This is a genomic window from Filimonas lacunae (assembly GCF_002355595.1).
Taxonomy (GTDB): domain Bacteria; phylum Bacteroidota; class Bacteroidia; order Chitinophagales; family Chitinophagaceae; genus Filimonas; species Filimonas lacunae.
Genome location: NZ_AP017422.1, coordinates 60,886 through 86,193, shown reverse-complemented (window position 1 = coordinate 86,193; position 25,308 = coordinate 60,886). Strand labels below are relative to the sequence as shown.

27 protein-coding genes are annotated in these 25,308 nt (G+C 43.9%); 10 read left to right on the top strand and 17 right to left on the bottom strand.

Features of this window, described 5'->3' with window-relative positions; genetic code table 11:
* Nucleotides 1-13: 13 nt before the first annotated feature.
* The gene (locus FLA_RS00325) at nucleotides 14-535 is read right to left on the bottom strand and encodes a DinB family protein (protein ID WP_076379527.1); all 522 of its coding nucleotides are present in this window, start codon (nucleotides 533-535) and stop codon (nucleotides 14-16) included.
* Nucleotides 536-587: 52 nt separating this feature from the next.
* The gene (locus tag FLA_RS00320; RefSeq protein ID WP_076379528.1) at nucleotides 588-1,166 is read right to left on the bottom strand and encodes a Crp/Fnr family transcriptional regulator; all 579 of its coding nucleotides are present in this window, start codon (nucleotides 1,164-1,166) and stop codon (nucleotides 588-590) included.
* Between the two features lie 164 nt (nucleotides 1,167-1,330).
* On the opposite strand from FLA_RS00320, the gene FLA_RS00315 reads away from it, so the two are divergent.
* A complete protein-coding gene (locus FLA_RS00315) occupies nucleotides 1,331-1,642 on the top strand; it encodes a hypothetical protein (RefSeq protein ID WP_076379529.1) in 312 nt (103 codons plus the stop codon).
* Between the two features lie 71 nt (nucleotides 1,643-1,713).
* Here the strand turns inward: FLA_RS00315 and FLA_RS00310 are convergent, their stop codons facing one another.
* Nucleotides 1,714-2,265, bottom strand: coding sequence for an HAD family hydrolase (locus FLA_RS00310; protein ID WP_076379530.1), 552 nt, complete (start codon nucleotides 2,263-2,265; stop codon nucleotides 1,714-1,716).
* A 90-nt stretch (nucleotides 2,266-2,355) separates the two neighbouring features.
* Here FLA_RS00310 and FLA_RS00305 point away from each other — a divergent pair, with 90 nt between their 5' ends.
* Both FLA_RS00305 and FLA_RS00300 read left to right on the top strand, forming a co-directional pair.
* A complete protein-coding gene (locus FLA_RS00305) occupies nucleotides 2,356-2,748 on the top strand; it encodes a hypothetical protein (protein WP_076379531.1) in 393 nt (130 codons plus the stop codon).
* Between the two features lie 36 nt (nucleotides 2,749-2,784).
* Nucleotides 2,785-3,180: a DUF1801 domain-containing protein gene (locus FLA_RS00300; protein ID WP_076379532.1), complete on the top strand. Its 396-nt coding sequence runs from the start codon at nucleotides 2,785-2,787 to the stop codon at nucleotides 3,178-3,180.
* 50 nt (nucleotides 3,181-3,230) lie between these two features.
* Here the strand turns inward: FLA_RS00300 and FLA_RS00295 are convergent, their stop codons facing one another.
* Together FLA_RS00295 and FLA_RS00290 are read right to left on the bottom strand one after the other, a co-directional pair.
* The gene (locus FLA_RS00295; RefSeq protein ID WP_076379819.1) at nucleotides 3,231-3,869 is read right to left on the bottom strand and encodes a hypothetical protein; all 639 of its coding nucleotides are present in this window, start codon (nucleotides 3,867-3,869) and stop codon (nucleotides 3,231-3,233) included.
* Nucleotides 3,870-3,879: 10 nt separating this feature from the next.
* The gene (locus tag FLA_RS00290; RefSeq protein ID WP_076379533.1) at nucleotides 3,880-4,386 is read right to left on the bottom strand and encodes an RNA polymerase sigma factor; all 507 of its coding nucleotides are present in this window, start codon (nucleotides 4,384-4,386) and stop codon (nucleotides 3,880-3,882) included.
* Nucleotides 4,387-4,537: 151 nt separating this feature from the next.
* On the opposite strand from FLA_RS00290, the gene FLA_RS00285 reads away from it, so the two are divergent.
* Nucleotides 4,538-5,392, top strand: a complete 855-nt coding sequence (locus tag FLA_RS00285) for a YwqG family protein (RefSeq protein WP_076379534.1) — start codon at nucleotides 4,538-4,540, stop codon at nucleotides 5,390-5,392.
* 108 nt (nucleotides 5,393-5,500) lie between these two features.
* Here FLA_RS00285 and FLA_RS00280 read toward each other — a convergent pair whose 3' ends face one another.
* Nucleotides 5,501-6,106, bottom strand: coding sequence for an FMN-dependent NADH-azoreductase (locus FLA_RS00280; protein ID WP_076379535.1), 606 nt, complete (start codon nucleotides 6,104-6,106; stop codon nucleotides 5,501-5,503).
* 101 nt (nucleotides 6,107-6,207) lie between these two features.
* On the opposite strand from FLA_RS00280, the gene FLA_RS00275 reads away from it, so the two are divergent.
* A complete protein-coding gene (locus FLA_RS00275) occupies nucleotides 6,208-6,762 on the top strand; it encodes a winged helix-turn-helix transcriptional regulator (RefSeq protein ID WP_076379536.1) in 555 nt (184 codons plus the stop codon).
* Here FLA_RS00275 and FLA_RS00270 read toward each other — a convergent pair.
* From FLA_RS00270 to FLA_RS00260, 3 genes are all read right to left on the bottom strand, one after another.
* Entirely contained in the window at nucleotides 6,759-10,238 is a 3,480-nt protein-coding gene (locus FLA_RS00270) for an endonuclease/exonuclease/phosphatase family protein (protein WP_076379537.1), read from the bottom strand. The two genes, FLA_RS00275 and FLA_RS00270, sit on opposite strands and share 4 nt — an antisense overlap.
* A gap of 198 nt (nucleotides 10,239-10,436) precedes the next feature.
* Nucleotides 10,437-10,655, bottom strand: a complete 219-nt coding sequence (locus tag FLA_RS00265) for a GNAT family N-acetyltransferase (RefSeq protein ID WP_076379538.1) — start codon at nucleotides 10,653-10,655, stop codon at nucleotides 10,437-10,439.
* 60 nt (nucleotides 10,656-10,715) lie between these two features.
* Complete coding sequence (locus FLA_RS00260) at nucleotides 10,716-11,123, bottom strand: hypothetical protein (protein WP_144264043.1); 408 nt, start codon at nucleotides 11,121-11,123, stop codon at nucleotides 10,716-10,718.
* A gap of 298 nt (nucleotides 11,124-11,421) precedes the next feature.
* Here FLA_RS00260 and FLA_RS00255 point away from each other — a divergent pair, with 298 nt between their 5' ends.
* On the top strand, nucleotides 11,422-12,507 hold the full coding sequence (locus FLA_RS00255) for a nickel-binding protein (protein WP_084206252.1): 1,086 nt from the start codon (nucleotides 11,422-11,424) through the stop codon (nucleotides 12,505-12,507).
* Nucleotides 12,508-12,680: 173 nt separating this feature from the next.
* Nucleotides 12,681-13,073 carry a DUF4242 domain-containing protein gene (locus FLA_RS00250; RefSeq protein ID WP_231940371.1) on the top strand — a complete coding sequence of 131 codons (393 nt, stop codon included), beginning with the start codon at nucleotides 12,681-12,683 and terminating at the stop codon, nucleotides 13,071-13,073.
* 383 nt (nucleotides 13,074-13,456) lie between these two features.
* Here FLA_RS00250 and FLA_RS00245 read toward each other — a convergent pair whose 3' ends face one another.
* Nucleotides 13,457-14,509: a glycoside hydrolase family 43 protein gene (locus FLA_RS00245; protein ID WP_076379541.1), complete on the bottom strand. Its 1,053-nt coding sequence runs from the start codon at nucleotides 14,507-14,509 to the stop codon at nucleotides 13,457-13,459.
* A gap of 326 nt (nucleotides 14,510-14,835) precedes the next feature.
* The gene (locus FLA_RS00240; protein WP_076379542.1) at nucleotides 14,836-15,651 is read right to left on the bottom strand and encodes a glycine-rich domain-containing protein; all 816 of its coding nucleotides are present in this window, start codon (nucleotides 15,649-15,651) and stop codon (nucleotides 14,836-14,838) included.
* A 248-nt stretch (nucleotides 15,652-15,899) separates the two neighbouring features.
* On the opposite strand from FLA_RS00240, the gene FLA_RS00235 reads away from it, so the two are divergent.
* Nucleotides 15,900-17,237, top strand: coding sequence for a cation:proton antiporter (locus FLA_RS00235; protein ID WP_231940370.1), 1,338 nt, complete (start codon nucleotides 15,900-15,902; stop codon nucleotides 17,235-17,237).
* Here FLA_RS00235 and FLA_RS00230 read toward each other — a convergent pair.
* On the bottom strand, nucleotides 17,234-18,922 hold the full coding sequence (locus FLA_RS00230) for an RluA family pseudouridine synthase (protein WP_084206253.1): 1,689 nt from the start codon (nucleotides 18,920-18,922) through the stop codon (nucleotides 17,234-17,236). The genes FLA_RS00235 and FLA_RS00230 overlap by 4 nt on opposite strands.
* Before the next feature lie 163 nt (nucleotides 18,923-19,085).
* Here FLA_RS00230 and FLA_RS00225 point away from each other — a divergent pair, with 163 nt between their 5' ends.
* On the top strand, nucleotides 19,086-19,499 hold the full coding sequence (locus FLA_RS00225) for an ester cyclase (protein WP_076379543.1): 414 nt from the start codon (nucleotides 19,086-19,088) through the stop codon (nucleotides 19,497-19,499).
* Between the two features lie 32 nt (nucleotides 19,500-19,531).
* Complete coding sequence (locus FLA_RS00220; protein WP_076379544.1) at nucleotides 19,532-20,389, top strand: helix-turn-helix domain-containing protein; 858 nt, start codon at nucleotides 19,532-19,534, stop codon at nucleotides 20,387-20,389.
* A gap of 58 nt (nucleotides 20,390-20,447) precedes the next feature.
* Here the strand turns inward: FLA_RS00220 and FLA_RS00215 are convergent, their stop codons facing one another.
* From FLA_RS00215 to FLA_RS00195, 5 genes are all read right to left on the bottom strand, one after another.
* Complete coding sequence (locus tag FLA_RS00215) at nucleotides 20,448-22,004, bottom strand: FAD-dependent monooxygenase (protein ID WP_076379545.1); 1,557 nt, start codon at nucleotides 22,002-22,004, stop codon at nucleotides 20,448-20,450.
* 41 nt (nucleotides 22,005-22,045) lie between these two features.
* On the bottom strand, nucleotides 22,046-22,861 hold the full coding sequence (locus tag FLA_RS00210) for an AraC family transcriptional regulator (protein ID WP_076379546.1): 816 nt from the start codon (nucleotides 22,859-22,861) through the stop codon (nucleotides 22,046-22,048).
* A gap of 163 nt (nucleotides 22,862-23,024) precedes the next feature.
* Nucleotides 23,025-24,143: an outer membrane beta-barrel protein gene (locus tag FLA_RS00205; RefSeq protein ID WP_076379547.1), complete on the bottom strand. Its 1,119-nt coding sequence runs from the start codon at nucleotides 24,141-24,143 to the stop codon at nucleotides 23,025-23,027.
* Nucleotides 24,144-24,150: 7 nt separating this feature from the next.
* Complete coding sequence (locus tag FLA_RS00200; protein ID WP_231940369.1) at nucleotides 24,151-24,618, bottom strand: RNA polymerase sigma factor; 468 nt, start codon at nucleotides 24,616-24,618, stop codon at nucleotides 24,151-24,153.
* Between the two features lie 138 nt (nucleotides 24,619-24,756).
* Nucleotides 24,757-25,230: a hypothetical protein gene (locus FLA_RS00195; RefSeq protein WP_076379549.1), complete on the bottom strand. Its 474-nt coding sequence runs from the start codon at nucleotides 25,228-25,230 to the stop codon at nucleotides 24,757-24,759.
* Nucleotides 25,231-25,308: the final 78 nt, after the last annotated feature.

Genomic DNA, 25,308 nt, shown 5'->3' with positions numbered 1-25,308 from the left:
CGGCCGGGAAACCTCATTTGCCTGATCCAAAGTCAAAACGGGTGTCAACAACTCTTTTCAGCAACCCCAGTTGTCCACAATGCCAGAATGTATGTTTGATATTCCAGTCTATAGCATCAAACTTACTCTTCGCCACCGGATGGGCAGGCAGCACAGGTTCAATATTGTCGGTAAGGTTACCTGCCGGCAAACTGCTGATCAGCGTTATCGATTTGCGGGCCATAATATTCACATGTGCTTTTAAAGCACCCGGCGTTACTTTTCCCACTGCACGTTGCGGGGTAGTGCCTGTGGTAAACCATTCTGCATAGTCTTTTAAAGGCATGGCGGTAAGCACGTCCATCTGCATGCCGGCTACTGCCCATATGGCATTATAATAAATGCCCAATACCAGGTGCCCCACCTGCCAGCTCACATTGGTTTGTAACGCATCCGGGGTAATATCCCATTTTTCTTCCGGTATAGCATCTATCACCCGGTTCATCCAGCTGTAAGTTTCCTTGGTTTGAGTCACCAACATGTCAATGCAATCCATCGTTTTTTTTATAAAGATAGCAGGCTACTTTTCCCTAACTGGTTGATCACGATCAAGAAAGCGACCCGGAGGATATTTTTTTCCGGATACGACTAATGGTTTCCGGCTGCACATTCAAATAAGAAGCAATCAGGTATTGCGGCACCTTGTTTACCAGCCCCTGGCTATCTTCTATCATTTGCTGGTAACGCTGTGCAGGAGAATCAAGTAATAAAGACTTTAACCGGTCGTGCATTTTCAGAAACAGCTGTTCATTCACTTTCCTGCTCATGCCCGATAAAAAAGCATGCTCCCTGGCAATCTCCCATAATCGTTGTTTGGTAATTACATACAGCTCGGTATCTTCTATACAGATAATTGCTTTATCAGAAACACCTTTGGTAATAAAACTATAATAATCAGAAACGAAGTTGTTTTCAAAAGCAAATCCAAACACCACTTCCTGCCCGTTTTTATCAAACACCACTTTCATCAGCCCCTTTTCCACAACGCCTATCTTATCACATACCTTGCCCCGCTCTACAAAAACATCATTCTTTTTTAAATGCACTTTTGTAAACTCACTCAAAAACACCTCTGCATCTTCCTTTAAAATATCCAGGGCGTTAATACAGGTTTCCAGCACTGCCATGTTTGTGTATTTCGTTTCAATATTATCAAATTTCGGGCATATTTCCGGCAGCAGAATGGATTTATACCCGCAATAGAATGATAACGAACAGTGCATTTTATTAATTACTATATTGCGGAAATAATCTATATAAAATACTTTAACCTAAAACCTCAAAAAACAGCATGATCTTTTTTTACGGTCGTAAAAGCTTCAACGCCAAAACTGTACAGTTGTCAGACATTGGCATTTTCGAAACTCAGTCAGATATTGTTCAATTTGAATTAAGACAGGAATACGCCCATTTATACTGGATACCCTTTTTTCCGGTGGGCTCTAAATGGTGTGCTCGTAAATCGGACAACAATCTATATGAAGTAAACAATGAATTAGTGCCGGCCCTGGATGCTATTCCACGGAAAAAGCTGGGCTGGGTGGCATTTATTGGCCCCATCGTTCTGGTACTTATTGTATTAGTAGCTAAATTATCACGCTAAACTTACAAAGGCCGTTCGTTACAAAACGGCCTTTGCTCCCTGTTTCTTATACACACATCCAATTACAATAATTAGCTATTGCGGTTTCGCCAGCCCCTCTTTTCAATAGCACGGATATTTTCTACTTCTTTTAATGTGAGCAGGTAAGTGAACAGGTGCGTAAGCTCTTCATCTTTTCCATCTCCTTCAAACGGATGAATGTATACAGCGTTCCCATAGTTGCTTCGCGACTTTTGTGGTGAATCATCTACTATAATCACCTGCTCCAGCTGAAAACCTTTCTTTTTTACTTTGTCCAGCTTCTTTTCCCAGTAGTAATTATCCATTTGATAATCCCGCTTTAAAGTACACCTGGTTTTGCCCCACACCATAGCCCATTCTACCGAAGCGGGTGTAATGGTTTTTACTATTTCTTCCACATAAGCGTCATCTGCCGAACTCCATACACCCAGCACAAAGTGTTGGGAAATCTCCTGTAAAAACTGCTCTACCCCCGGGCGTTTATACACATGGTATACATCAAAAACAAAATCCGCCTTTTCATTCAGTGGCTGCACAGTAGCATGTACCAACGTTTCATCCAGGTCTAATAATAAAAGCTTATCGGGTTTATCGGTTGCCATAGGCAACAATATATTACTTTGCTAAAAAATTAACAAACATCCCTGTTTTTAAAATAGTATATTGGTATTATAAGCACAAACATCACCACTATGGCAACCCTATACAATAAAAGTATTCTCACAATATGTGCATTTTTCATACTGGCATTACACCTCAACTGCGCCAGCATCCCTAAACCTGCAAAGGAAGAAGTGGCATTCCTGGTGCCACCACATATCCTGCACCAAAAGGATAAGTATTACCTCACTTACCAGGTAGATACAAAGAATACCCCTGCTGTAAGAACAGTGATTGGTGAAAAAATGGCAAAAGGAAAATATTACTATTTTGTTACAGGCAAAGTAAGCTTCGCCGAATATAACCACCCCGTAACAAGACCCGTTCCTGAAACGCCGGAAGTAATCAATCTGTTAAAGTCGGGTAATTTTTTCTGGCTACATGCAGATGGCTCCGAAACGCCATTGTCAATAACAGAAGAATAAACAGGCTATTGATTTATCTTTATACAAATGATTGTTATGAAAACAGATCCGGAGGTGCAGGCTTACCACAATGTCCTGCATGGTCATGAAAAGGAAATTGCTGCATTGCTATACCACGAAATTTGCAAACATCTTCCGGATGCAGAAAACAAGGTATGGCATGGACATCCTGTCTGGTTTTTGGATGGCAATCCTATAGTGGGATATGATAAAAGAAAAGATGGCTTTAACCTCTTGTTCTGGAGCGGCCAATCCTTTGACGAGCCAGCGCTTAAGGAAGAAGGCAAATTCAAAGCAGCTGAAATACGCTACACCAACGCTCATGAGATTGATACAAACGAACTGATGCGATGGCTAGGCAAAGCAAGGGATATACAATGGGACTATAAAAACCTGGTGAAACGTAAAGGCGTATTGGAGCGTTTAAAATAAATGTTACCTGCCAACACACAGATGAAACCTTAGTATGTTGGCAGGGTATGTTAAGCCCCTTCTGTTTCTGATAACAAATCCATCGCTTCTCTAACACCATCCCATTCTTTACCGGCAAATAATAAACGAAACCACTTTTTATGCCTGTTCTCCGGTGTAATATGCAAAAACAACCACACGCCTGCCAGGGTAAATGCCAACGTTGTTAAGCCTTGTATTATCCACAGCACTAAATTTCCATGCAACAGCATTCCGCTATTCCAATAAAAAGTAGTCCACACCGGCATTTGCAAAAACAACAGCTTTGGCACCCACAGGGTGGCTGTTTGCAATGCAGCTAAACGACGCTGCGTGGTGAGTACAGGCGCATTCAGCTGAGCCTGGTGAATCAACACCAACTGATACACATAAATGCCAATAGCCAGCTTGGTAAGCAGCACCTGTACAATAGCCGACACCAGGAAAAAGGGACTGGCAAAAGCCCAGGTACGAACAATAATGCTATCTACCAATAACACCCACAGTATACCTGTGATTACAGCCAGTATCTTAACAGGCTTTACCGACTGCAACAGCGAATACACTTTCATACGGGTGATCGTATAAGCCTGCTGCCTGTTCAACTGTAACGCCGTTTCCAGCTTGCGGTCATATTCATTCCATAATGCTTTCATATCTACGTCTTGCATATACATCATTTTAAATCGTTGATAGTTGTTCTTTCAATTTGTTTTTCACCCGGTGAATACGGGTGGATACATTACTTACTGATATGCCCAGTATCTCGCTCATTTCCTGTTGACTCTTTTCATCCAGGAACAATAGCATTAAAGCTTTATCCATGTCGGGCAATGCGGCAATAAATTGCTGCAACAACAACAGTTGCTGCTCTTTTTGCCCGTTTTCATCAGGCGCTACTACAGGTAGTGGCGTAGTCTCCAGCACCGGAAGTGCTATCTTTTTACGAGTGCGCTCTTTACGGTAGTAGGAAATAGCTACGTTTAGCGCAATACGATATATCCAGGTAGAATAACGGTACCGGCTATCATACCCTTCAAAGGCTTTCCATAAATGCACTATTATTTCCTGCACCAGGTCGTCCCGGCTATCCACCTCCCGGCAGTAGGCATGGGATATTTTATACAGGATGCCTTTATGGGCTTCCAATACCGTTAAAAATGCTTCTGTATGCTCCGTACTGGTCATGTATGCGTTTTATAGGGAACAATCCATACTCATTATTCGCAGCACCTGTTTTAAAATCACATTTCCCTTCTATTTTTTTTAAAAGTTAAGTGGTTAGCGGCAATCATTCGTTAATATTATGGCCTGAAACCCAACCTCATTTCACTTTCTTATGAACAAACAGGATTTTATTGCCGCAGTAAATGCCGCACAGCTAAACCAACATCTTCCTCATTTTGAAGCACTCATGAAAGATTCTATCTGGCACACACTTACCCCCATCAGCGATTATGCCGATGAACCACTGGGTAAATCCAGAATAGGCGGCATACCGGATCTACCACCCGGTATGGACTGGCCCAGAAGCGACGACGGCGTTTCGTTGTCATTTGTGGCACAGTTAAATCTTGCCGAGCTAAAACCCTTTGACACCTATCAATTACTGCCCGATTCCGGATACCTGTTCTTCTTTTATGATTCAGAAGGAGACATGGGAGGATACTCGCCCGGTGAGCGACACCTTTTCCGGGTACTCTATCACAACAGCAATACCCTGGATCAAAGCCCTGTAAAGGATTATCCCGAAGACATCATAGAAACGGGCAGGTATTATCCTTGCCGGCTTTCTTTTTCCAACCATATTTCCATGCCTTACAAATGGGGAAAAGACTTTTCCTTTTTCAACGAAGCAGAACGGGATGTATATGGCTCTAAAGTGTGGCAAGGCGGTATTATCAATAAAACATTGGGGCATGCAGATATTTTTCAGGGAGAAATGGAACCTTTATGCGAGATCGTTACCAGTGCTGGTTTTGATGGAGACTTTAAGAAGTTCAATCAGCCTGAATATGATGGCCTGGATGCACGCGCTAAAGAAGAATGGGTATTATTATTACAGGTAGATAGTAATGAAGATACAGCTGGCATGCAATGGTACAATATAGGCCGCTTGTACTTCTGGATAAAAAAGCAGGATCTCCTCAACAAAAACTTTGATCGTTGCTGGTGTATTGCACAGGATATGTAATCAAGGGCTACTAACAACAAAAAAGGCCGTGTCACTAAAGACACAGCCTTTTTGAATTACAGTTAAAAGCTATTTATTGGCCGTATTCAATTCAGCAGTAGCCGCCCTTTACAACACCACAACGCCCTCTACTCCTTTTTGCAAGGCCGCTTCTGCTCCTACAGCTGCCTGCCCTTCTGCACGAAACACATCTATCACTTTAATCCCTACCAGGTTTAAAAAGAAACGCAGATAAGGCTCTACAAAATCGTAAGGCTTTAACACGCCCTCTGAATAAATACCACCCGAAGAGGTAATAATATAAGCTTCTTTGTTCTTCAACAACCCCTCGGGCAAATGCCCGTTTCCAACATAACGGAACGTAATACCCGCTCTGGCAATGTGATCGAAATAAGCCTTTAAAGTAGAAGGAATGGTAAAGTTATACATGGGCGCTTCTACAATCACCAGATCCGCTTCCTGCAACTCAGCAATTGCTTCTTCTGAATAACGAATAGCTTTCTCTTGTTCCGGTGAACGGTTTTCGACGGGAGTAAAAAAAGACTGGATATGAATTTCATCTAAATGCGGCACAGGACTAGCAGCTAAATCTCTTACTTTCAAACTGCTGCCGGGGTATTTTTCCAGCAATTTTCCTATCACTACACTACCTAACTGCCTGCTTACCGACGCTTCTGTTCTGGGGCTGGATATAAGATGCAATACCTTTTTCATTATTTCTTTATTGAAGCAACAAACCTATTTACATTTACTGATCCATCAGGCAAAGTAACCTAAAGGTTAGTAGTAACCTGGAGGGAAGTAAACCTGCAATCATGGAAGAGCAAAAGAAGATGTACACAGAGGTAGAATGCGCCAGAAACCTGGCAGCGGTAGAAGACGCGCTATATGTTTTAGGCGGCAAATGGAAGCTCCGGATTGTAATTGCATTGGTAAGCGGCTACCACCGCTTTAACGAAATACAACGTGCTGTTCATGGCATCTCGGCCCGGCTGCTGTCCAATGAATTAAAGTCACTGGAGATGAACGGACTGGTAAAAAGACTAGAACGATCAGACCTGAAACCCGCTACTATAGAATACCTGCCTACGCCCTACGCCGCAACATTAAAAGAGATAGTATCTGTTATGGGCAACTGGGGCCGTCAACATAAAGAGCGGATTACAGGAAAAAAGAAAATACATTATGACTATAATACACCTAACAGCATACCCTATGCATGCAAAAAACCAGAATTCTCTCCATTTTCTCTTTTGCCTTGCTGCAATATACCTGGCAGCAATAAAACCCTGGATAATAGAAAAATGAGACACGCTGTGGCGTGTCTCATTTTGTCTTTAATAAGCAACCCCTGTTATCATAAAGCCTAATAACCACAAAACACCTTCTTACTCCTCTTTTGCCCACTGGCCGAATACACCGTAACGATATATACACCAGGCTTTACACTCACAGGAATAGAGAAATTGTTTTTACCGGCAACTACGCTCAGTTGTTTAGCCAACAACCTTCTACCCAGCATATCATACAGTACTAACTGGCTTTGACTGGCTTTTTCAGTTTCTATTGCCACATATACCTGGTTAGGAGCCACCGATACATGCATGACCGATGCCGGTTGCTGCTCTTCACTTACCACCTGGGCAGTTCTTGCCGTGGAAGCAGATACGGTAGTGCTGGCAACGCTGCCGCTGAACCAAAGCACATCTTCCGAAGCGGTTGTTGAGCGACCTATAGAAGTAGACCCTGTAGCATTATCCGTTCCGTTGGCGTATAACCGGAAAGTAACCGTAGTGCCTGCCGGAATATGCTGCAAACCAGGAATAGCTGACACATCCATATGCGGCATAAACTTCCCTTCTGTGGAGGTGGCAGCACCTATCGTAAAAGGGTTAGCCAACTTACTGAAATGAACACCATCCAGGCTATATTTCCAATACCACACTTTAGCACCATGCGCGCTGATCCTTATTTTATAATCCAGTCCGCTAAGGCTTACCGTTTTACCCGCCTTCGGCGTGAAGCTGGTACTAAAATACAGGTTGCCAGCTACTGCTATAGCAGTGTCAGCCACATCAGCAGAAGACACGGTAGCAGCAAGCGCGGCAAATGCTCTTGATAACGTTGTGGCATTAAAACCCGCCCCCCGTACCAGTGGCGTTGCGGTAACCGCACTATGGATAGTGGTGGCATTTACACTGGCTTCCTCCCCTGTAGTGGAAGGGCTGGCCAGTTGCCAGGCTATTATCTTTTCTCCGGGCGCTACCACTTCAGCACTACCCACTACCGATAACGCATAATCGTCGCTGGTAACAGCTGCCGACCTGCCAATAGCCGTGGTGCCGGTAGTGGTATTAGAACCATTGGTATATAAACGGAAGTAAACAGTAGTATTGGCCGGTATGTTTTGCAACGCAGACATTCCCGACAAATCTATTACCGGTTGTATATCCCCTTCACTATCGGTTGCCGCGGTTAATATTACCGGCATAGCCAGGTTAGTAAAATTCACACTATCCAGACTGTATTTCCAATGCCACACTTTTGCCCCGCCGGCGCTGATGCGAATACGGTAGTTGAGGTTGTACAGAGACACTTTATAACCCGCCTTTACCGTGAAGCTATAACCGAAATACATATTGTTCTTTATCGCCACTGCCGTATCAGTCACTTCGGTAGTGGAAGCAACACCTGTTGATGAAACAAACGCCCTCGACAATATCAATGTATCCCCTGTAGCATTACTTACCGGCTTCAATCCTGCCCCACGCTCCAACACACTTGCAACTACTGCGGTATCCACAACAGACGCCGGCACCGTTGCTTCACCACCTGTTGCAGCAGGAGTGGCAAACTGCCAGGCCACCATTTTAGTAGCAGGTGACAATTCCATCTCACCACTTACCGAAAGCACATATCCATCCGAAGCAGTACCGTTTGAAACACCTATGCCCACCAACTCATCTGTAGCATCCACACCATTGATATATAAACGAAAATACACCGCTTTACCAGCCGGCATATGCTGCAAATCGGCACAGGACGACAGATTGATAGAACTGATAGAACTACCGCCTGTGTTATTTATTTCAAAAGACTTAGCCAATGCTTTATACGTAGTACCATCCAGGCTATATTTCCAATATCCTGTTTTAGTACCCGCTTTACTAGCAGCGAAACGCACATTTAACGTTGATAAAGAAATTCCATTTCCCGCCCTGGGTTTTACCTGAAACTGCAGGTATAGATTGTTTGCTATAGCCATTGCAGTATCAGTAGCATAATCGCCGGTAGCAACAGTAGCCGCAGCAGCAAAACTGCCAGGCAAACTGATGGCTGCCCCGGTGCTGGTTATTGTTCTCCAACCTACCCCTCTTTTTAATACAGACGCTTCCATGCCCGCATCTGTGAAACTGGCAACAGCACTATCCTGCCGCCCGGTAGATAACGGTGTTCCCAATTGCCAGCCCAACAATACCTTATTCTCCTTTTCTCCCGTCACATTTTTGCGTTTGTAAATAGTAAAGTCATCCACACACAAGCGACCATTATTAGAACTCCCTATCCCCAGCTTATTCACTCTGAAACGTACACTACCCGCTATATCCATTATAAAAACGGCTTGCTGCTTCGTGGTTTGATTAGTAGCCATCACCGGCCCTGCAGGCAACCAGCTGACACCCTGATCTTTCGAATATTCCAGTTGCCATTTACAGATAGTATCGCCATTATACACATTATGCTGCACAGTAACTTTAGAAGCCCCTTCTGTAACATCAAAGTTCATCTGCAAATAACAGGATGCCGTGTTATTGTTAATCATACGCGCACCGTACAAACCACTGGTAGGCTGGTCGTTGGCACTACTGCCACCCATACGCACATTATTCAATAACCAGGGGCCTGTTCTAAAGGTCACTTCTGCAGCAGTATAGGTTTCTTTGTAAGGATTTGCCTGTTCAAAGTCTTCCGGAAACTGGCGGTATAAATCGCCCTGCTCATTGTATTTCCAGCCTATTTTAGCTAACACTGCATAATGATCAGAAGCTGTTTTGCCATTATATGTATCTGTAAGTACATTGTACTCGCTGGCCTGAAGCGTATTGGTTAAAAAGATATGATCTATTCGCTTCTTGTTCCGGAGATACATATCAAAATCACTGGTGGTACCTCTTTCTCTTTCCAGGTTCCGGTAAGCCAGGTTATAACAATCTTTCAGTAATCCCGCGTTATTCAGAGAAGTATAAATAGAATCATATTGCGTGGCATTTAAATCGCCCATGAACATAGCAGGTGTATTACCCGCTATACTTGCTATCCGCTGCAATACTAAAGCAGCGCTATTGGTACGGGCTACAGCCCCTACATGATCAAAATGGGTATTAAACACATAAAATTCCTGACTGGTTTTCCGGTCTTTAAACCTGGCCCATATACAGGCTCTTTTAAATTTAGCATCCCAGCCAATGCTTTCCACATCAGGCGTGGGCGAAAGCCAGAACTGCCCGCTGCTTTGCAGCAGCACCCTTTCTGTATTATACAGTATACCTATATTCACCTGGCTAAACATACCCAGGCTATCAAACCGTGGCAAAGCCCCTACCAGGTACCCGGCCATAGCAGGCAAAGTTTCCTGTAGGCCCAATATATCAAACTGGTATTTATCTATCTGCGCTTTTACCAGCAGTTTGCGATCCGTCCAAAGATTGCCGGTGTCGGTGACAAAATCGCCACGAAGATTAAAAGTGCCCACAGTCAATTGCTGACTGTAGCCCGCTGTTATCACACCGATAACAAACAGGAATAACAGGGATAGTTTCCGAAATGAAAACAGCTTTGTAGCCATATTGTTGTTTTTGTTCTTGCTTATTCACATGCGTTCAGCATGGGCAATAACACACAACGCCTGGCTCTGATAACAGAACAGGAAGGGTAAAAGCGATTTCTCTATGCAATAAATAATGGTAGCCTAATAGAAGACAAGTGCAGAAGCTGTTCGGGGTGAACTCCTCTATATTTTTTATGTTATTAATCCTATTTTCATTTACTGATTACTCAGGCTCCCTTTAAAAATCATATTTACTGATTTCCACTCCTCCCCATTGACATTGATAGTGGTGTATTTCTCAGGCACTAAAACGAAACCCACTTTTTCATAACACCTGATCGCCGGGGTATTCCAGTCGTACACATTTAATTCTACAGATGAGATATTAAGGTTATTGATAGCATAAGCAACTACTGATTTATCAAAAATCAGCATACTAAAATAAAAAAGCCACCAAAAAATGGTGACTTTCTGTTCTAACCATGTGAAATAAAATTAAATCGGTTCTATTCTTACTATAATAGCATTGCTTCCTACAGAAGGAGGAATGTGATAACTGGCTACGTTACCAGTAATAGGAACGGAACCTATCAACGTTGTGGTTAAATAGATGTTTGCTACAGCCCTGGTAGGCACAGTAGCAAAATACAATAAGATATTAAAGTCATCTGTGCCTTCATACTCAATAGCTCCCCCCATGCCACCACCGTTAGCTGCGATGTTGGTAAAATTTTGCGTATCTACAGAAGAAGCGATACTACCAAGCGTTAATGGCTGGTCTGAATTATTGCCAATATAAATGTCTGTTTTAAAAACTTGCAAAGAAGCGGGTGCTACTTTAAAACTGCTGAACGACAAAAGGGAAAAAAGAATTGCCGAAAAAAGAATTGCCTTGTTTTTCATTGTATTACGTGTTATTGGTTAGGGAATACGTGGTTAGAACGACGCAATATATTAAACCTACATATCATATTAAATAATTATTGATGAATGGTTTGAACACAGAAAGTAAAGATCAAAGCACTATCGATACATTAATCGATGAAATAAAGCAACCCTTAGATATTAATACCTTGTAGAGCATTTTATAATACGCTATAGCCCATACACTTAACAACATTCATCACTTAAATTATTAAAACCGCTTTCAAATAAGAGATCTTAATTCTAATTTAGTTGTCCCCGCCACAAAAGCTTAGCTATGCCACTATTTATGGATATTCATATTATTCCAGGCGTAAAGGCCCGGGATGTAGCAGAAGCGCACCGGCAAGACATGCTGCTGCAAGGGGAACATGAATGCCAGTGCATGACCTATTGGATTGACGAAGAACGGGAAAACGTATTCTGCCTTATTGAAGCGCCGGATAAAGATGCGGTGATAGCCATGCACCACAAAGCACACGGCCTGGTACCACATAAAATCATTGAAGTGAACCGCAACCTGGTGGAATCTTTCTTGGGTCGCATCTACGATCCGGAGAATGTTACAGTTACAGCAGAAGGCTTGAAAGTGTTTACAGACCCATCGTTTCGTATTCTTCTTCTCGCTACCACTAAAGACCCAGTACTACTACGCTATGAAATGGGCATTGATAAAGCCAATGATGTATTATATAGCTGTACTCAGCTCATCAGACAAAACCTGGCTCTCTTCAATGGCCGGGAGGTAGAATATCCCGGCACTGATTTCATTGCATCTTTTACTTCCGCCTCCCATGCGGTTGCCTGTGCACTAGCTATCCGGCAAGCTGCACAACAAGAAGCCTGTCTGAAAATAAGCATTAACGCCGGCGAACCTGTTGCTACCAACAACGCCCTGTTTGGCAACACTATACAGTTTGCCCGTCAGCTATGCTTTACAACAGATAACACCTCCATAGCCCTTGCGTCTGTTGTGAAAGAAATGGTAGCCAAAGACCATCCGCGAGAACAGACACCTGCTATTCACCACCTTTCTTTGCCGGATGAAAACATACTGCAACAGATTTTTCATACCCTGGAAACCAATTGGCAAAACCCCGGCTTTACCGTAACTGAATTCTCTATGGCTATGACAATGAGCCAATCGCAGTTATACCGGAAAACAATGGAACTCACAAAGCTTTCGCCTAACATATTATTAAAAACGTTCAGGCTGGAAAAGGCCAGGGAATTAATGAGAGAAAAACAGCATACCATTGCGCAAATAACTTTTGACACCGGCTTTACCAGCCCTTCTTATTTTACCAGGTGCTTTAAAAACGCCTATGGCTTGCTGCCCATCACTTATACTGATCTGTTATAGTAAGTTGTTAAAATGCTGACTGATTTATACTATCCCCAGAACAATTTGTATTATCCTGCACACATGCGCATCGCATATTGAGCAATGATTCATATTTATTGAATGAATTGTTATACATGTTCGGGCTATGTTGAATTTACCTTTGATGAAATCAAATAAATTAAACACTTACTATGAAAAAGTTCATTCATTACAACGTACTGTCTCTTGTCTTTTTACTACTGTTTACCATTGCAGGAAAAGCGCAAACCACCACCACTTCATCCACCACCCAAAAACAACCAGTTATGAAAATGTATGTGATTGAAAGGGAAATACCAGGCATTGGACAATTTACACCAGCGCAGTTAAAAGGCGCTTCCCAGACCTCCTGCAAGGTACTGAACGAAATAGGCCCTAAAATTGAATGGATCCAAAGCTATGTAACCTGCAATAAACTGTATTGTATATACAAGGCAGAAAACGAAGAACTGATCAGAGAGCACGCTAAAAAGGGCGGCTTCCCGGCAAACTCCATATCTGAGGTATCAGGCATTATCAGCCCTGCCACAGCTACCGGTAATTAAAAAAATGTAAACACCGCTCACACTAACAGCGCCTTCAAATGCAAATAATGAAGGCGCTGTTATATTGCCAACTATCTTACCTGACTGGTTGGACGAAATAAAATTACCGGCATCAATCACTGCACTTCACTTGTCCTTTCCCAATGTCAGCAAGGGAATTTTTCAGGGCCGGAAAACCTTTATAATTATTATGCTGTAACCCTGAAACTACAATATGATCAGCAACTACTTGCCAATACCCTCATCTTCACGTATAGAAAATATACAACTCCATTTATCATTAGAAGCGAGAAACAAACCGCCAGCATTATCATCGTTCAGCTGACCTTAACCTCGGTTCGATAAGCGGTATCCCTTGGGATTCAAACCAACCACAATATAAATTAAAAGGTCATTTCCATTTTCCAGTTGTCAGCTATACGTAAGGCTTCTTTTTGGGTGATTTGGATAATCGCCGGGTGTTTAGGGCTTGTAAAGTTGGTAGACTTCATAACTCCTTCGTTGAAATGCCCCAGGTTTTTAAACGTTACAAAATCAGCTGTTTCGCTAAAACCGAAATTATGCGGCTTGATACTGTATATATCGTAAACCAATATCCATTTATTTTCGCCAATTAGTTTGTATACCGTTGGCGCTTCATCTCCTCCTTTCTCAGAATCTACCCTTGTTGAATCATAAACATACCCACTGGTCAACGAATCGGAAACCGCCTGCTTGATATTGGATGGCGCATCGTGTGATGCATAAAACATATGATATTTAGTCCCAACTTTAGTAATATCAGCATCAATATATTCTTTTCCTTTGGGATGTTCGAAGATAGGTTTGGGCAATGTTTCCATCGCTGTGAATTCCTTATTCATATAGGTATAATACACCTTGCATTTGCCATTACCAAAGCGTACCGTAAAATACATCATCGTCTTTTTGTTCACATCGTCATAAATCAGCTCAGGCGCCCAGGCACAACCAATATCGGCCAGTTCCGGAAATGCAGTGTCTACACGCAGTACAGTATGCGACCAATGTATCAGATCGGCAGATTTCATTAAAACAATACCCCGGTTATTGCCCCATCCGTATTTTTCAGCATCACGCTCCCACAAAGTATTACGCAGTCCTTCTTTTTGCGCATAAATGTGTAGATCCGTCAGCGCCATATAAAACATGCCGTCAGGTGCACGATAGATGTAGGGATCACGAATTCCTTTTTGTTCAGAAATAGTGTCACCTTTAATTACCGCTTCTCCTTTATTTACATCGGTAAAACTGTGTCCATCTTTACTTAAAGCGAAATGCAAGCTATGATCAGCGTCTTTAAAATAAACCATCAGGTAAGCGCTCATGTCTTTTGCCCGGTATTTTTTTGGTTTAGGTTGAGCAAACAAGCAAGCCGGCATCAACAGCAGCAATAGTGAACGAAGCATAAATTTCATATTTTATCTTTTACGCATTTAGGATGAAAACAATCAGACAATCAGTATACCGTATTTTATTGGATAGCCAAATATAAATGCAAATGTCAATTTAACAATTAAAAACATAACCGATAAAAATTCAATAACAAATGCTTATAAAGCAACACTTTTCTCTTCAGAATTTATTTAGAATTAGCAATAACGCTGTGAAAATAGCGGCATATAAAAAAGGATACCAGAAGACAAAACCACCTAGCGATTTGGGGACCAGGAAAACCCCGGTTTGAATAGTATGAAAACAAGCAAAAGCATTTATACAAAGCGAGTAGCACAACATTCCGCCATTAATCCCCCCCGCCGCAACCACCACAGCCACCTCCACCACATCCGCTACATCCGCTGTTGCAGCCACTACTACAGCCATGACTACTACAACCGTGGCCGCCATCACTACCATGCGAGCCGTGACTACCATGTCCACTACCGATATCGCCACCGCAACTACCACCACCGCAACCACTGCCATCATTATTTCTTTTGCCCCGGGCTTTCTCAGCCAGGATAATAAGAATCACGATTCCTATAAAAACAACAAAAGCGAATATATCATTCGCTTTCACAAACAGGCCTATCAAAATCAAACCAAATACCGCCTGTACTATGCTCCGTTTTTCAATCACCGGCTTTCGCCACATCCAGTAATCGTTACGGTTAATGCGCTGAAAGCGCGCCCGTTTAAACCGCTCTTCGTTATCGAGCCATATATCGCCTGGCGGCTCTTCGGAGAAGGCTTCTTTGTACAGCTCTTTTAGCAGGGTGTACATGCCATCAAACTTTTCGGCTTCCGCTTTACCGCCTTTGGTAGGGCCGTGATGCAGTTCGCGTTGCAGCACCTGGCCACATAATTCGTTCCAGTAACTGCGCGTATATACCAGGTGCAGGTGCCATGCCTGATCTACAGCATCGGAGGGTGTTACGGGAGTTTTGCTGGTGCAGCATAGAAAAAGAAAGCGTTTGTATTCTTCTATCACCCGAAGGGTATAGGGCCTGCTCCAGCCATTTTCGGCTGCCAGGCGGTGTGAGAAAGTAAAGGCAGCTTCAGCATCGTCTAACTGAAATGCCTGAATACGGTTCCATAATGCAATTTGGGTTTCCGTCATATAATAAAGGTTTGGTTACATAGCGCCACCATAACGTGGCATATACAGGTTGGGAAAAAAACAGAGAGTGAGTGGGGCGGCTTTGGATTTGCCCGGGTATTACTGTGTAGTGATATGAAGCCTTTTTAGATAGCAGTTGCTCTCTGTTTTATGTAATAAAACTAGGTGTTTTTAATAGACGGGAATATTACGGAATCATTAACACTACACCCAATACTATCAGAAAGAGTTTGCTCGGCTGCGAAAAAATGAATAAAATTGACACCAGTGAAATGGCCAGAGATATGGAGAACTATGTAATTATACTGATACTGCTGGGCTTAATGGTAATATTAAGTGCGTTGGCAGAAAGAATGAAGATTGCCGCGCCTATTGTGTTGATTATCGTGGGCATTGCTGTCGGCTTTATACCGGGCATGCCGGTGATACAGATTGATTCTGAAATTATTTTCCTGCTGTTTTTGCCACCCTTGTTATACGATGCCTCTTTTAAAATTCACTATCCGCAATTCAAGGCCAATTCGTATATGATTTCCAAACTGGCTTTTACACTGGTGTTTGCTACCACCATTGGCATTGCGGTAGTGGCCCACTTCCTGATACCTGGCATGACCTGGCCGCTGGCCTTTCTGCTGGGTTCCATCTTAGCGCCTACAGATGCAGTGGCCGCTATCAATATTACCAAAGGCCTGGGCCTATCTCCTTTAACCAACACAGTACTGGAAGGAGAAAGCCTGCTGAACGACGCCTCGGCACTGGTTGCTTTTAAATTTTCCCTGGCTGCTTTATCAGGTACCAGCTTTGTGTTATGGAACGCCTCCGTTTCGTTTGTACTATTACTGGCAGGTGGGTTTGCTGTGGGCCTGGTACTGTCTAAAATGGTAGGCTTTATATTAAAAATGATAAAGAACAACGGTACTGCGGTATTAAGCCTGGTGCTGCTATCACCATTTGTTACCTACCTGGTAGCGGAAAAAATACACACCTCGGGCGTAATAGCAGTAGTTACCCTAGGCATCAGCCTGTCGCGCCTGGCCAGTTCCCGGTTTCCGGATAAACTAAAAGTGCAGTCGGAAGCCATCTGGGATATGATCACCTTTTTGCTGAACGGCCTGGTATTTATATTAATAGGTTTGGAGCTACCCATTGCAGTAAAAGCCCTTTCTACCAACCAGCTTTTGCTGTATAGTTTCTACGGCTTCATTATCACCGTAACCGCACTGGTGCTGCGCACCTTCAGTGTGTTTGGCAATAAAAGGCGGTTAGACAAAGCCTTTGTAAAAAACCATATGCGTAGCAGCAAAAGGATCATTCCCGAATCTGTATTGCTAAGTATACAGGAAAGCCTTATTATCAGCTGGTCGGGTATGCGGGGTATTATCTCCCTTTCGCTGGCTATCGGTTTACCTGCCGCCCTGAACAATGGCGAAGAATTCCCGTTAAAGAATACCATTATTTTTATCACCACAGTGGTAGTACTGTTAACCATTGTAGGGCAGGGATTGATTTTACCTTTTATCGTGAAAAAAGAAATCAGGGATATACAGCTAATTCCGCAGCAGCCAATGGAAACTGATGTTTCTTAAAAACCTTCCGCTACTTCAAAGCTTACTTTCTGCCGTGTTTGGGGATGTATAAATTCGAGGTAAGCAGCATGCAGATACATTCTTTCAGCCGATGTGCCATACAAGTCGTCTCCGACTATGGGCGCGTTTAATCCCAATTCGTGCGCGGAGTGCATACGCAGTTGGTGTGTGCGTCCTGTAAGTGGCCAGAAATCTACCTTGGTAGTAGCTTCATATCTTGCCACTACCTTCCACCGGGTAACACTTCTTTTGCCGGTGGTAAAACAAACCAGTTGCCTTGGCCGGTTGAAAAAATCAGCCGCCAGCGGCAGGTTAATTTCTCCTTCTGATGGTTCCAGCACTTTAGACAATAATGCCCGGTAGCGTTTGCTTACGGTACGTTGCAGAAACTGTTTCTGAATATGCTTGTGCGCCTCCGGGGTTTTAGCTACCACCAGCAATCCGGAAGTATCCATGTCTAACCGGTGCACAATCAGCGGCTCTATGTTTCCCAACACCTGCTGCAACCGGGTATATACCGAATCGTGTATATCCACCCCGGGCACAGAGCGCAACCCGTGCGGCTTATTCACTACTACAAAACTGTCATCTTCATACACAATTGCCAGCTGAACGCTGTCATCCGTAGCGCGTAAAAACGGGTTTTCCTCTACCTCCATACCTTCCAGCATATGTGCCAGTATAGGTTTGCACTTACCTGTGCAGGCGGGATAAAAATGCTGATGCACCCGTATCTCCGACTTAGGCGAAGCTCCCCACCAAAACTCGGCCATAGCCAGCGGTTTATAGCCATGTGCAAATGCAAACTGCAACAGCTTAGGCGTGGCACATTCCCCTGCCCCTGCCGGGGGCTTACCAAAGGCGGTTTTACTGAATATATCCTGCAGGCTTTTGTGTTTACCCGCTTTGTTTAAAAACACATATTGCTGAAAAAGCTGTTGTTGCAAAGAGGCCGATCTTTCCTTGCGCTCATTTTTCAACTGTTCTATATCTTTCTCGTACTGAGTTATCCTGGTGCGTATTTGCTCCAGCAATTGCTCCCACTTGACCGTAAGCTCTTTTAACTGACGTTTATCGTACAGGCTTTGTTTTATCAGCTCTTCTTCCAGCAACACATATTCCTGCTGAGCCAGCTTCTCTTTTTGCTGCTCACGCAGTTGGCTCCGGTTGTCCTTATTGATTTTTAATAATTGTTTGCAGGCAGCTATTTCCTGCAGTGATTGCGCTGACAATTGCTGCACATCCTGCTTCAGGCGCAAATAGGATTCATCTGTGTTTATCGCTTCAATGCGGGCATTGATGGTATTGATAATTTCCTGCTCTTTGAGAAAAAAGCTGTCTTCTACCAACATATCAAAAACAGGCGGTACAAATTTGGGGTGATCGTTGGTGCCAGCCAGCTTACCTGAGAAGGCAGATAAATAGCCCAGCTTTCCGACGGCATCCTGTACCACCAGCACACCAAACATTTTCCCTATCACCATCCCTTCTTTATCGGCACTCAGTCCAAAATTATGTTCCAGGTTAGCCTGGGTATCCAGGTAATGCTGCAGTTCGGCCGCAGCTATTTTTGTTAATGGATGCGGCTCGTAATAAAAGGGAAAAGTAAACCGTTCGGGCAAGGCGATATCTTTTATCACCTCCTCCGGAAAATAAGAAATCCTGCTTTGACTATCCGCACCCAATTATTTTCAGTTTTGTTGAAGGGGCAAAACTACCACTTCTTAACGGGTTGCTGCCGGTTTTATACCCACCTGAACTTCCAGCCATAGTTTTTTGAACGTTTGCCTGAAACAGCCACCTGCCCCGGCATGGTAGCTTTGCAGTAATACATCAAGCAACGATACTATGCAAACAAATAACAACAAAGCCATTGTGCAGCGGTTTAATAAAGAAGTGATAGCAGAAGGTAACCTGCAAAGCTTTCTTGAGCTGATGCACCCTGCCTTTATAAACCATACCGCCGCGCCCGGCATGGATAAAGGCGCACAGGGCGTGCTCAATACTTTTAATAATATACTACGCCCCGCTATGCCCGATATGCAGGTGATCATTTACGACCAGGTGGCAGAAGGCGATTTGGTTACCACCCGCAAAGCCATTACCGGCACCCACACCGGCCCGTTACTGGGCGTGCCCGCTACCGGCAAAACCATTACTATACAGGTAATAGATATCGTGCGGCTGCGCGAACAACAATACTACGAGCATTGGGGCATCAACACTTTAAGCGCGGTGGTAGCACAATTGGCGCAAGCTTAGTTTTATTAATTTAGCATACAAATGATGTTCCGGTGAAAGTATACGAATTACCATTTGACAGGGCAACCACTGATAATGCAGGAGATACTGTTATTATACGGCGATACCAGGCAATCAATAATTCGCAGAAAAATCATATTGTACTGCACCGGAACATGATAAATATTCTGCTGTCAGGCAGCAAAACCCTTTACCGGGCAGAAGGCACAGCTACTATTCATTCAGGTGAAATATTACTGTTGGCTACAGGCAATTGCCTTACCACGGAAGTAAAGCCCGGTGACCAGCCCTTTACCAGCATCCTGGTATATTTCAGCAATGACCAGTTAACCCAATTCTTTTTAAAACAGGGTATTCAAACACCTGCTACTTCCGCAAGCCAGTCTTTTATAAAACTTACCCAAAACGATTTTCTACAACATTATGCCAGGTCACTTGACCTGCTGCTGCATGCGCAACAGCCCCTGTCAGAAGCCCTGAAACAGATTAAGCTGGAAGAGGTGTTGCAATATCTTTGGGAACAGCACCCTACCGCATTGTTACAATTTAAGGCAAACACACAAGGCAGCGGAGATAGTGAACTGATTATTCAACAAGTAGTGGAAAACAATGTAGGCAGCACGATAACTGTTGACGAAATGGCTTTTTTGTGCAATTGCAGCCTATCCACTTTTAAAAGACGATTTTCTAAAATATACAACACCTCCCCTCAAAAATGGCTATTGGAAAGAAAGCTGCAACTGGCGGCAGCGTTATTGCAAAATGGAGAAAACCCATCCCGCATTTATATTCTGATCGGGTATGAAAACCATTCCAGCTTTTCACAAGCCTTTAAAACCAGGTTTGGTGCAACACCTAAAGCATACCAGCAATTACATCATACAACTTAAACAGAGAGAAGCACTGATGCTTTTTCACAAAACATCAGTACTTATGGCCATTCAACAATCACTTACAAAACCAACGATCCGCTGCCAGCTGCAATGCATCCATATCCGGCTGACTATTGCAAGCCCAGGCCACAATACCATCGGGACGCACCAATAATGCATGTACCCCCAATGCATCTTTAACATCACCACCAACATATCCAATGGAGTGACTATAGGCACCGGCCCAGGTTTTCAATAAAGCATTATTGTTAAAATCAAGCAACAGGGCTTTACCATCACGCATACGCTCGCCCACAGTAACACCATCCTCCCATTCAAAGTTGGGCACGCTACGGCCTTCCAGGGGATGACTATCACCAAACGGATACCGGGTATGAACACCCCACAACCTTCCGGCGATATAAGTAGCACCATCACGCGTATTGATCAGATCACGTATCACCGCATTTAATGCCAGCGTTTTAGGAAGCGGATTCATAATAGCCACCTGCGCACGTGACCAGTCTAACACCTGTGCGCCAATAGGATAACGCTCTGCATGATAACTATCCAGCAAACCCTCCGGCGCTTTACCATGAATAGTGGCTGCTAGTTTCCAGCCCAGGTTCATTGCATCACCTAATCCCAGGTTAAGCCCCTGACCACCTAACGGAGAATGAATATGCGCAGCATCACCTGCCAGCAACACCCGCCCGTTGCGATAAGCAGTAGCCTGCCGTGCACGATCGGTCCAGGTAGTAGCCATATGCAATGCAGTAATAGTAACATCGGTATCAGAAACACGGCGCAATACCTCCTGCACATGTTCCAGCGTAACAGGTGTTCCGGCATTATGAAACGCTCCGCCATCAAACTCCTGTATACCCAGGAATCCGGGCTGCGATTTCAGGTACATGCCTTTAGCCGTAAAGTGGCGACCAAAACTCAACTTATCCGCATCGGCCATATCTGCCTTTACAGAGTAGCCGGTAAACTCCGGCTCCGTACCCGCAAATTCAAAACCACCCACTTTACGCACCACACTTCGGCTACCATCGCACCCTACCAGCCATTTTGCCGTAAAGAACACATCACCTGCCTGAACAGTTACCGCCGTTTCGCTTTGCTGAAAATGTGTAATAGCCAGGCCACGTTGAATGCTTACTCCCAGGGCTTCGGCACGGCGGGTAAGCACAGTTTCTATCTCTTCCATTTCGGAGAGCAAATGGGTATCAGGAGAACCGGGTAAACGATATTCCCATTGCGTGGTATCAATATGATCTTCCAGTAAAGGAATACCGGCAAAATGCCCTACCTGGCGGGGGGCTTGCTGCCCCTGTGATTGAGTGACACGCATATGCGGATCTTTCATGCGCTTGTGCCATTCCAGTTGATGCAACAAGCCACGGCGATACAACGCTTCAACAGAAGGAGCAGAAAGGCCTCGTATGCCAAAAGGCATTTGCTTTAAAGGAGAGTGTGCACTTGCCGCTTTTTCCAGTATTAAAACAGTGCATTGAGCCAACGCCAGTTCACACGCGAGGAACAGGCCTACAGGCCCTGCCCCGGAAATAATGACATCGTAACTGGATTCGGGCTGTACGGATATCTTGTTATCAAGTGTTTCTTTCATATAGAATGATTCAAAACACAAAATTCCGTTACACTTTTTCCTTAGGATTGTACAAACGCGACAAAATCGCTGCTGATGATCTGCTTTGCTTTTTTGGTTTTGCGCGCGAAAGCAGCCGGTGTAGTGCCGCTATAACGTTTAAACTCCCGGCTCAGATGAGATTGATCAGTATAACCCAACTCCTGCGCCAGGCCCGCAATATTGGTATGCGGATGATTCCATAATTGATTACGCACCTGTTCAAAGCGTATCAACCCCGACACATCTTTTACTGAATAGCCGGACGACTGTTTAAAGTTTCGTTCCAGCGTGCGCACCGTAGCATGCGCCGCTGTAGCCACCTCGCTTACAGGCATAGTACCATTCGCTTTTCGCATGGCGGCTCCTGCTTTAAACAACATGCTATCTGTTGCTATATGCGAGTGCGCATCCAGGAAATATTGTTGCACATGCGCTATGGCCGCTTCTATTTTACCTGCCTGCACATACTGCTGTAACGTGTTGTGCAATTGTGCAACGGGATGTGCAAACACATGTACACCGTGCTTGCCGGAAGGCAACCCCAGCAAATCGAACACCGTCCAGGGAAAACACCGGACCGCAATAATCTCCAAACGATTTTTTGCATAAAAACGGGCAGGATGATTGAGCAATCCCATCATAAAAGGAGAAGGCAACAACTGCAACCCTTTGTCACCGGCAATACTACAGTCACCACCGAAATGAAAGATGATTTCAGCATAACCATCCGGCATTACCTCAAAGTCGGTAAGCTGTTCGCTAAAATCGTCTCTGTTATACCAAAAGCACTTTATGGTATCACGCAATACTTCGGGTGGTTCAAATTCCTGGTGCATACTGTAAGATAAGAGGAATAGCTGAAAACAAAAGGGTTGCTGCTGACGCAACAACCCATCAACCCGAACCCAGACAAGTTGGAGACGCCATTGCATGCGACAATCAGGGGCGATTGTCCTGCGCACACAAACGGTTCTTTTACTCGCTAAAAACTACTCCGCTTTAGAAAAAGCGATATTTCAAACCAATAGAAAACAAATTATTTTTCACCCCCGACACATTCTGTCCCTTTAACAAAGGAGACAACGCATGCTCATAGCTTACACCTGCCAACAAACGACCAAACCGGTAATCCATTTTAAGAAGATACCGAAGCTCCAGTTTTCTCACTTCCACATCATAGGTTTCGTCAGGCACTAATGCAGTGGGTGTGGCTAGCAAATTAACAGGAGGATTTACAAGACGTTGCATATCAAAATCGTAAGTAACCGTTTGCTCCTCTTGTTTCGATGTTAACAAAACAGACGCCTGCATACCGCCCGATATGGTGAAACGATCTGTTATTTCCACACCCGCCACCAAAGGAATATTCATATAATACTGCTTACGATAGGCTACATTTTCATTAATAAGCTTTACGTTATACATCGTATCATCCACAGAATAACTATTCTTTAAAGCACATGCCTTAGCTGTAACCGGAGAAAAAACAGACAACCCTGTAGCTATAAAAAAACGCTTACCCGGATAATAGCGAAGCTCTGCAGCCGGGTAAGGTTGCATATCCTGCTTTTTAGCAGCCACAACCACATTAGAAGAGACGCCCGCAAACAACTGCCACTTTTTAGCACTCGCCTGTTGTTTATTTACAAACGGCAATGAAGTATCTGCTTGCAATAACATCAAACTATCCGCTTCCTCCCTCTGATTGTTTTTTAAAGACAGCCCAGCCATCACAGCAACAGAGGTATCTATACTATAAGGATGCGTAACAACAATATCCTGCTGCTCTATAGGTTCATATGCTGTTGCCAGCGATACCCCACTATTCACTCCCCCCAAAAAACGGCTGGCAGGAATACCCGCAGCAACTTTATGATCAACAACGGGACTGTAAGCTGTGAAACTCACTTCACCGCCTTTTGCCGGCTTACAACCCGAATCGGTTAATTTCACATGTATACACAACAAAACAAACAACGCAACCAACCCATACACAGCCCCTCTTATTCCCTTTTTACGGAGAACAGGCATTTCCCGATCCAGCCGGCCTTTCATTATTTGCCAGGCTACTTCATCAGGAATAGGCGGAATAAAATCATCGAACTCGAATTGGCTCATTGCTTACTTATTTTGTTGACTTCAAACAGAGCATCTGTTTTAATTTCTTCCTCCCTTCAAACAAATGCCACCTGCTTGTTTTTTCAGATATATCCAGGGCCAAAGAAATTTCCTGGTGTGTATATCCTTCAAACGCAAAAAGGCTGGTCACCAGCCGTGTTACCGGGGGCAGCGCCGCCAGGTGAATTCCCAACTGCTCGCGACTCCACTTGCTATCCATATAAAAATCATCTTCGCCCAACTCCCGCACTTCATCCATATGCACCACATACAACTGCGCCTTTGTTACACGCAGGTGATCAATAATCGTGTTCATCAACACCTTCTTCATCCAGGCACGAAACAGGCTACCATCCCCTTTGTACGCTTCTATGTTTTTAAACACCTTCATAAAAGCATCGTTTAACACAGAAAGAATGGTATGCGGATCGGTTATATACCGCCGGCAATGCCTGTACATATCAGCATAGAACAACTTATACAGTTGTTCCTGGGAAAGCCGGTCGTTTTCCCTGCATCCTTTTAATATAGGTAGTAACTCTTGCAGAAGTGAACATTTATCAAAAGGCTGTTGCTGCCACTGTTACAGGAGCAGCAACAGTCCGTCTGATGCTTAGTGTTTAAAAGAGATGGTTTTGGTAAACTTATCGGTAAGCACAGTGCTATCGATATACTGCACTTTCATTACACTATCGTTCAGGGTTAACACTTTCCACTTATAGTTCTTGGCAGGAGTGGTAGCGGTAGTCAGCTGTAAAGAATCTTTAGTAAGATCGTATTTCCAGCTGCCTTTTGAATAAGGGAAAACAGTGCTGTCGCACTTGCTGGTGCTATCGCTAAACACATATGTTCCTTGTATCGAAACCTGGATAAGGTCATCAGATGTACAAGCTTTTGAAATAACACTGTCACCCGCCGGACTGCCGAGCTTAGGCCTGGTAATGCTATTGATTTTCCAATTACTTTTAGTCAGTTTCACAATCACAGCCGGAGTGGTATCGGGTTGCTCATCATTTTTACTGCATGCAAAAAACAATCCGCTGCCTAATACAACCATTGCCAGAGCACTTAACACCTTCATTTTCATTTTTCTTTAGTATTATATGTTATGTAATTATCCCGGCCAGGACAATTACTATAACGGGCGCAAAAACCAGAATGCTTG